We start from the raw sequence: 3,528 nt of genomic DNA, 5'->3' as shown, positions 1-3,528 counted from the left end.
AAGTCTCCCTCCCCCTTGTGGGGAGGGATTAAGGGTGGAGGTCAATCTTCGTAAAAAACCATATGCGATTGCCCTGCCCACAAGGGGAGGAGATTGGCAGTTTCGGCGCCCCCGTACAGTCCTGCAACGTTGGAGATTGGCGAAAGCCGTCGCGACATCCAATCTCCCCCCTCGTGGGGGAGATGTCCGGCAGGACAGAGGGGCGTGAAGGAACGCGTCAGGTGTCGGTCTGCCTTACTTCACCGCTTCCTCATAGGCCTCCGGCTTGAACCCAACCAACACCCGGTCCCCCACTTCCAGCACCGGGCGCTTGATCATCGTCGGCTTGGCCAGCATCAGCTTCTTGGCCTTCTTCTCGTCGAGCCCGGCCTTGTCCTGGTCCGGCAGTTCGCGAAAGGTCGTGCTGCCCTTGTTGAGCAGCTTTTCCCAGCCGACCTTGCCGACCCAACCATCCAGCCTGCCGGCCTCGATCCCTTCCGCCCGATAATCGTGAAAGCGATAGGGAATTTCATGGCTCTCCAGCCAGACGCGCGCCTTCTTGATCGTGTCGCAGGTGGTAATGCCGTACATGGTGATCGTCACGACTGACCTCATTGAATGAATTTGCGAATCTCGCCGAGCCTAGGCCTGCCCTATCCGCTTTGCCAGCGCTTCGCCACCGTTCCATCTGGCTCTTGCCAATACTAAGGTTTTTTCCTAAGTAATTGTTCATTCAGAATGGATCGTGAGGAGAGAGATCGTGGGCAGGCTCGTCGTCGTGCAATTCATCTCGATCGACGGTGTGTCGGAAGCGCCGGGCGGAGAGCCTGGCTACCGGCACACCAATTGGGTCGGCAAGCGCCACGAGGCCAAGCAGATCGAGCACAAGTTCAAGGAAGTGCTCGACCATGAGGCGCTGCTGGTCGGCAGGGTGACTTATGAAAGTTTCGCCGGCGCCTGGCCGAGCTATAAGGGGCCGTTCGCCGACCGCATGAACGGCATGCCGAAATATGTCGTCTCCTCGACGCTGAAAGATCCGGCCTGGAACAACACCACCGTCCTGCAGGGCGATCCAATGGCGGCGGTGGCCAGGCTCAAGCAGAACCTCAAGGGCGGAATTCTTGTCGGCGGCAGCCGCACGCTGGCCAACGCGCTGCGCCGGCATGGCCTGGTCGATGAATACCGGCTGATGGTGTTTCCCGTCATCCTGGGAAGCGGCACCGCTTTCTTCGACCGGACCGAGGACGCGACCAATCTGCGGCTCACCGCCACGCACTCCTTCCCCAACGGCGCGGTCGAGCTCGTCTACCAGGTGCTGCAAGACGGGGAGATCTGACGATGAGCCTGCAGGCCACAAGCCCCAGCCCCCCACCGGTCGACGGCATCTTCCGCGCTCTGGCCGACCCGACGCGGCGGCGCGTGGTGGAGCGGCTGAACAGAAGCCCGGCATCGGTGAGCGAGCTGGCCGAGCCCTTCGGCATGGCGCTGCCTTCCTTCGTCGAACACCTCAAGGTGCTGGAAAGCTGCGGGCTGGTGCGATCGGAGAAGGCCGGCCGGGTCAGGACCTACCAGCTGTCACCCGAGCCCCTGAAACTCGCCGAAAGCTGGCTTGCCGAGCAGCGCGCGCTGTGGGAGCGCCGTCTCGACCAGTTCGACGCCTATGTGATGAGCCTCAAGGAGAGTGAAAAGTGAGCTATCCGTTCAAGCCCGACCCGAAACTGGACCTGACGCTGGAGCGCTTCCTCGACGCGCCACGCGAACTTCTGTGGAGCGCCTTGACGACGCCGGAGCATATCAAGCAATGGTTCACGCCGAAGCCGTGGATGATCACCGATTGCGAGATCGACCTCAGGCCGGGCGGGCTGTTCCGCACCCGCATGCAGTCGCCCGACGGCAAGGAGGTCAACGACCGCCATTGCTGCTATCTCGAAATCGTGCCGAACGAGCGGCTGGTGTGGACGGATGCGCTGCTGCCGGGCTATCGGCCGTCGGGCGAGCCGTTCATCACTGCGGTGATTTCTCTGCGGCATGAAGGCCAGGGCACGCGCTACACCGCCACCGCCATCCATCGCGACGAGGCGACCCGCAACAATCACGAGGAGATGGGTTTCTTCGATGGCTGGGGCACGGTGGCCGACCAACTGGCGGACTATGTGAAGACGATTTGAGCACTCCCATGGCGGCCAGGAATCACCCGGCCGCCACGCTTGTTTTCACCCCGATGCGACGAGGCAGGCGCGCCGGAAAACCCGGCGGCGCGTCGGGCCTCAATAGTAAAAACGCTCTTCGGTGATCTTGCCGTTCTTGACCGTGTAGAGGCCGACCTCATCCATCGTGACACGCTGGCCGGTGGCCTTGGGTGTTATGTCGAAGGTGAAGCGCACCGCGAACTGGTCGCCATTGAGATAGGGGCCTTCGACCGAGCCGCCATGGACCTCGTGGTTTTCCTGCCACCACTGGCTTTTCTGCCTGAGAGCCTCCTTGCCGTGGCTGACGGCCATCGGCCCTTCCATGGCCTCGTAGCTGGCGATGTCGTCGGCATTGTATTTCTCGGCGGCGCCGTCGTGGTCGCCCTGCTTGAGCAACTCGGTAAAATCCTTGGCAATTTCCGCGATGGTCATTTTCGGTCCTCCTGTTGAGACACGCTGCAAGTAGGGAACAGCCTGTCTGTGCGCCACTGCCGGCCGGTCGATAGCTGACAAGGCGCTGTCAGGACGATAGATATAGCGTAGCCGTGTGACGATGATTCCTCACATACCGGCCAGGGAATCGTACTGGCCGGTCAACTGCCAGCGCCCACACTCCTTGTAGATGCCTTTGCCGATGAGACTGTGGATCAGTACGAAATCCCGGACCAGCCAACAGACTGGATCAATCGATCGTTCGTGAATTTTGGGAACACGCGCTTCGTCACGAAGCAACGTGACATGCGGTTCGATGGATCTCGTGAGATACCTTTGCAAGGGGCTGTCGGATATCAGAGCGGTTAGCTTTCGCCAGAATTCCTGAAGCGCCGCATTGCTGCCTGAGCTGCCGCGCAGAACGAGCGAACCACCACCAAAAGACGACAGGCGATCGAACGAAACCTTGAACGGTTTCGCAACGACCATCGAGCCTATGCGGCATGCATCTTCGATCAATGCGTCCGGGAACTCGTCGTGGTCGCCGAGACTTACCAACGAGATATGGATGTGGTCTTCCGGAACAAACAAACTTTGTAATCCCAGCTCACGATCCAAAGTGACGGCCTTCCGCGCGAGAGGGCCGGCGATTGTGGTCTCGGCAAGGATGGCGAAGAATATCCGGTCTTCGAAATGTCGTTCCAAGTCTTTCCATTCGAAGAAGCGCTGGCCGTTTTTGGCGATCCCGAATGTAGGTAACTCACGCATAACCGATCCCAGCCGACAAATTGGCAAGATCCATCAACCTAGAACATAGCAAGAACAAATCAAGAGGGCCCTCGATTGTTTACGCGGCGCTGCCCCTCATCCGCCTGCCGGCACCTTCTCCCCGTATAGTGACGGGGAGAAGGGACTGACAGCGGCGTCG

General features: G+C 60.3%; 6 protein-coding genes. 3 read left to right on the top strand and 3 right to left on the bottom strand.

Going from position 1 to position 3,528, the window contains the following annotated elements:
- Positions 1-234: 234 nt before the first annotated feature.
- On the bottom strand, positions 235-582 hold the full coding sequence (locus J0I79_RS34395; RefSeq protein ID WP_292870442.1) for an ArsC family reductase: 348 nt from the start codon (positions 580-582) through the stop codon (positions 235-237).
- A gap of 157 nt (positions 583-739) precedes the next feature.
- Between J0I79_RS34395 and J0I79_RS34390 the strand changes: the two genes are divergently transcribed.
- From J0I79_RS34390 to J0I79_RS34380, 3 genes are read left to right on the top strand one after another with little or no spacing between them, the layout of a single operon-like run.
- A complete protein-coding gene (locus tag J0I79_RS34390; RefSeq protein ID WP_292870439.1) occupies positions 740-1,315 on the top strand; it encodes a dihydrofolate reductase family protein in 576 nt (191 codons plus the stop codon).
- Positions 1,316-1,317: 2 nt separating this feature from the next.
- Positions 1,318-1,671 carry a metalloregulator ArsR/SmtB family transcription factor gene (locus J0I79_RS34385; RefSeq protein WP_292870436.1) on the top strand — a complete coding sequence of 118 codons (354 nt, stop codon included), beginning with the start codon at positions 1,318-1,320 and terminating at the stop codon, positions 1,669-1,671.
- The gene (locus J0I79_RS34380; protein ID WP_292870433.1) at positions 1,668-2,147 is read left to right on the top strand and encodes an SRPBCC family protein; all 480 of its coding nucleotides are present in this window, start codon (positions 1,668-1,670) and stop codon (positions 2,145-2,147) included. Before J0I79_RS34385 ends, J0I79_RS34380 begins: the two co-directional genes overlap by 4 nt.
- Positions 2,148-2,246: 99 nt before the next feature.
- Here the strand turns inward: J0I79_RS34380 and J0I79_RS34375 are convergent, their stop codons facing one another.
- Together J0I79_RS34375 and J0I79_RS34370 are read right to left on the bottom strand one after the other, a co-directional pair.
- Positions 2,247-2,600: a SnoaL-like domain-containing protein gene (locus J0I79_RS34375; RefSeq protein ID WP_292870430.1), complete on the bottom strand. Its 354-nt coding sequence runs from the start codon at positions 2,598-2,600 to the stop codon at positions 2,247-2,249.
- Between the two features lie 129 nt (positions 2,601-2,729).
- Positions 2,730-3,368 carry a 2'-5' RNA ligase family protein gene (locus J0I79_RS34370; protein ID WP_292870427.1) on the bottom strand — a complete coding sequence of 213 codons (639 nt, stop codon included), beginning with the start codon at positions 3,366-3,368 and terminating at the stop codon, positions 2,730-2,732.
- Positions 3,369-3,528: the final 160 nt, after the last annotated feature.

The sequence above is a fragment of the Mesorhizobium sp. genome, assembly GCF_017306585.1.
Classification (GTDB): Bacteria; Pseudomonadota; Alphaproteobacteria; order Rhizobiales; family Rhizobiaceae; genus Mesorhizobium.
The sequence above is the reverse complement of the archived record's forward strand: the minus strand, read 5'-3'. Positions and strand labels throughout refer to the sequence as shown.

Coding starts and splice junctions, on each gene's coding strand:
- J0I79_RS34375 (WP_292870430.1), bottom strand. CDS start 2,600: ATGACCATCGCGGAAATTGCCAAGGATTTTACCGAGTTGCTCAAGCAG.
- J0I79_RS34370 (WP_292870427.1), bottom strand. CDS start 3,368: ATGCGTGAGTTACCTACATTCGGGATCGCCAAAAACGGCCAGCGCTTC.
- J0I79_RS34385 (WP_292870436.1), top strand. CDS start 1,318: ATGAGCCTGCAGGCCACAAGCCCCAGCCCCCCACCGGTCGACGGCATC.